Source organism: uncultured Thiohalocapsa sp. (assembly GCF_913062725.1).
Classification (GTDB): Bacteria; Pseudomonadota; Gammaproteobacteria; order Chromatiales; family Chromatiaceae; genus Thiohalocapsa.
This window is the reverse complement of sequence record NZ_CAJXWY010000123.1, coordinates 1-3,204: the sequence shown is the minus strand read 5'-3', so window position 1 is coordinate 3,204 and position 3,204 is coordinate 1. Positions and strand designations below refer to the sequence as shown.

Sequence of the window (3,204 nt, the reverse complement as noted above, 5' to 3'; positions counted from 1 at the left end):
ATGCGCGGCGATCGTGCCCGAGCCAGTATCCGAGCACGGTGCCGACGGCATCCCGCAGGTGCTCACGCAGAAACGCCCAAGACCGGCGCGGTGGCCGGTGCGGACGCCTGAACACGCCGATGGTGTCCCCCCACACATTCGCCCAGCGGGTGGCCGCCTGCAGCAGCTCCAACCCTTCGAGCTCGGCAAGCGCCCCCATGGAATCGGGGTAGAAGCGCCAGCAGTCCACCGGGTAGCGATGCTCCAGGCCTTTGGCCGGCACGATCAGGAACAGCAGTCAGCCGGGCCGGACCATCCGCACCATCTCGCGCCAGGTCTCCCAGAAGGGCGGCGCGTGTTCGAGGGCCTGACCTGAGATCACCAGATCGAAGCGGCGCGAACGCAGGGGCCAACGCCAACCATGGTGCACAACCCGGTCGACGTTCGGACCGGCGAGCATGTCCAGCCCGGTGTAGTGCCAGCCCGCGCGCGCGGACAGTGGCCGGAAGGAGCCGTCGCCGCAGGCGCCGCCCACGTCGAGGCTGCCGATGTCCAGCACCTTGAGGGGACGGTCGGGGTCGAGGTAGGTCTCGATCAACCGCCGCATCTCGTCGAGCGCCTCAGCGTGCATCCGCTCCTACCGCGTCGATGATCCGCAAGAACAGCTCCGCCGTCTGCACGGCGTCCGGCCAGGCCGCGGTGCGCGCCGCGGCATTCCGTCGCAGTCGCTCGCGCAGCGCACCATCGGTGCGCAAGCGCGTGACCGCGCGTGCCAGCGTGGCCGGGTCCGGCTCCACCAGCAGCGCCGCATCGCCGACCACCTCCGGCACCGCGCCCACGGGGCTGCAGATGCAGGGCACGCCGGCCATGAGCGCCTCCAGATTGGCCATACCGAAGGACTCGCTGGCCGAGGTGCTGACGTACAGGTCCGCCGCGGACAGGTACAGCCCGATGTCGTCGCTGGCGGTCAGGGTCAGCCTGTGGCGCAGGCCCGAGCGCTCGGCGCGTTCCCGCAGCGGCCGGGCATCGCCGTCACCGATCAGGGTCAGGTGCAGGTCCGGCGCGCAGGCGGCGCAGGCGTCGATCAACTGATCGAAGCGCTTGACGGGCAGGTACATGCCCACGCCGATGACCTGGAAGCTCTGCTCGCTCCAGCCCAGACGGGCCCGCGCGGTTGCGCGCCCGTACGCACGCAGCGCCGGGCGCGGGTGGGACAGCACCCGCCAATGGGCCGGGACCGGGTCCAGCGCCAGGTCCTGCGCGAGCTGGCATCGGCCGCTCCGTGTTGGCGTCACGACCCACCGCGCCTTCCCCAGCAGCGCCCGTTCCCAGTCATGCAGTGCCGCCCGCAGGCGGGACGGCAGCCGCATGAGGTGCTCGTCGATCCCGGCACAGAGGACGACATCACGGGCGTGGAGACGGTCAATGCCGCGCTCGAGCGCGATCTCGACCGCGGCCCAACCGACCGCGGCGATGTCCATCAGCAGCGCACGCAAGCCCGGTTGGGAGTCGATCTCGGGGACGTTGAGCCGTGCCCCGATCGCTTCCCGCGCCCGGTACAGCAACTGCGAGGCGTCCGCCTCCAGGCTCGCCCAGCTCAGCAGCTCGACCTGATGACCGAGCTCGCGCAGCGCCTGCACCAGCGGCATCAGGCTGGTGCGCATGCCGAAGCGCTCGTCGCAGGCGCGCTCGCGTGTGACCATCATCAACTTCATGGGCAACACCTGCCTTGGTGGTCCCTCCAGGGCAGGGAAGCGGTAGACCAAAGACCCAGATGCTTATCCCGCCAGCGCTCGTTCTCGCCGAGATAACGCTCGTGGATCATGGGCGGCAGCGCGGAGCGCAGCGCCTCGGTGTTGTCCAGGTCCGCGCCGCGACCCGAACGCGATTCGCGGCCCTGCCAAGCGTTGAGCCTGAAGGCCGCATCGAAGAGTCGATCCGGTTGATCAATCACGCCGGAGAGCGCGCTGCCACCGATGCGTTCCGCGGCCTCGGCGAGCCGACGTTTGCTCTCCCGGCGTTGCTGCCATCCTTGCAGCCTTGCGCGAATCCCAAGGCTCATCGAGCGCTCGTTGGGCTCGACGCCACTGCATCGGGTTCAGCATACGCTGTCGGTGTCTCTCCGGGCGATCCCGCGCCGGCGCATAGTCGCCACTGCCGCGGTAGGCTGACGAGACCGATGCCGCGCTCCGCTGCGCTGTCTTCGACCTGCAACGCATCCAGGATGGTCGCTTGTTCGTAGACGTGCAGCCCCCGTTCGCAGAGGAGGTACACCGCGATCCCGTAATGCCCCTTGAGCAAAGGCAGCGCCGGAAACATGACCTCTGCCTCGCCTTCGCCTTGGCTATCCGATTCCATGAGGACGCCGTCCCGTGCCGACGTGGCGCCGGCGAATGGACGCTGGTCGGCTGTGAGGAAGGCCACGCCGACGCTCGGCGGCGGCAGTGTCGGGTCGATGCGGAACCGAACCCGAACCGAGAGGTTCGAGCGACCGGCACGCAGCCGCAATGATCGGCCCTCATCGCCGTCGGCGCTGAGGACAACGGACAGGATTCGCGCGGGCGTCTGCCGGGTGTCGACCGTAACGCCCGTGGGTTCTTGCGCAGAGGCGGTATCGGCGCGCTCCAGCTCGGCGCGGTAGTCCGCGAGAACCGCGGCGGGTGACCCCTCACGCCGGATGCGACCCTGATCGATCCAGACAGCCCGGTTGCAAATGGCCTCGACGTGGTAGAGCGAGTGGGAGCAGAACAGGATGGTCTTGCCCGCATCGCGAAACGCCATGATGCGGTCGAACGACTTGCGCGCGAAGGCGCCGTCGCCCACCGACAGGGCCTCGTCAATGATCAGGACGTCCGGATCGACGGCGGTGGCCACCGCGAAAGCCAGGCGCGCGGACATGCCGCTGGAGTAGGTCTTGACCGGGCGCTCGATGAACGGGCCGATGTCAGCGAAGGCGGCGATCTCGGGCACCAGCGCGTCGATCTCGGCCCGCGTCAGCCCGGCGATGGCGGCCTTGAGATAGACGTTCTCCCGCCCGCTCATCTGCGGGTGGAAGGCGGCACCGAGTTCCAGGATGGCGCCGACGCGACCATGGATGTCGATGCTGCCCTCGCTCGGCGGCAGCATGCCGGCGATGAGCTTGAGCAGCGTGCTCTTGCCGGCACCGTTGCGCCCGACGATGCCGAGCACCTCGCCGTGCCCGACGGTGAGATCGATGCCGGACAG

Annotated in this window: 4 protein-coding genes and 1 pseudogene; all 5 read right to left on the bottom strand. The window is 69.2% G+C overall.

Annotation, left to right across the window (positions count from 1 at the left end; genetic code table 11):
- Nucleotides 1-262, bottom strand: a pseudogene (locus tag QZ588_RS17925) (hypothetical protein); the annotation flags it as partial.
- Between the two features lie 15 nt (nt 263-277).
- The gene (locus QZ588_RS17920; RefSeq protein ID WP_295544471.1) at nt 278-610 is read right to left on the bottom strand and encodes a class I SAM-dependent methyltransferase; all 333 of its coding nucleotides are present in this window, start codon (nt 608-610) and stop codon (nt 278-280) included.
- The gene (locus QZ588_RS17915; RefSeq protein ID WP_295544469.1) at nt 600-1,694 is read right to left on the bottom strand and encodes a glycosyltransferase; all 1,095 of its coding nucleotides are present in this window, start codon (nt 1,692-1,694) and stop codon (nt 600-602) included. The genes QZ588_RS17920 and QZ588_RS17915 overlap by 11 nt, the downstream gene beginning before the upstream one ends.
- Entirely contained in the window at nt 1,691-2,041 is a 351-nt protein-coding gene (locus tag QZ588_RS17910; RefSeq protein ID WP_295544467.1) for a hypothetical protein, read from the bottom strand. The genes QZ588_RS17915 and QZ588_RS17910 overlap by 4 nt, the downstream gene beginning before the upstream one ends.
- Nucleotides 2,038-3,204, bottom strand: a 1,167-nt coding sequence (locus QZ588_RS17905; protein WP_295544465.1) for an ABC transporter ATP-binding protein, incomplete at its 5' end; no start/stop codon positions are given. The genes QZ588_RS17910 and QZ588_RS17905, both read right to left, overlap by 4 nt.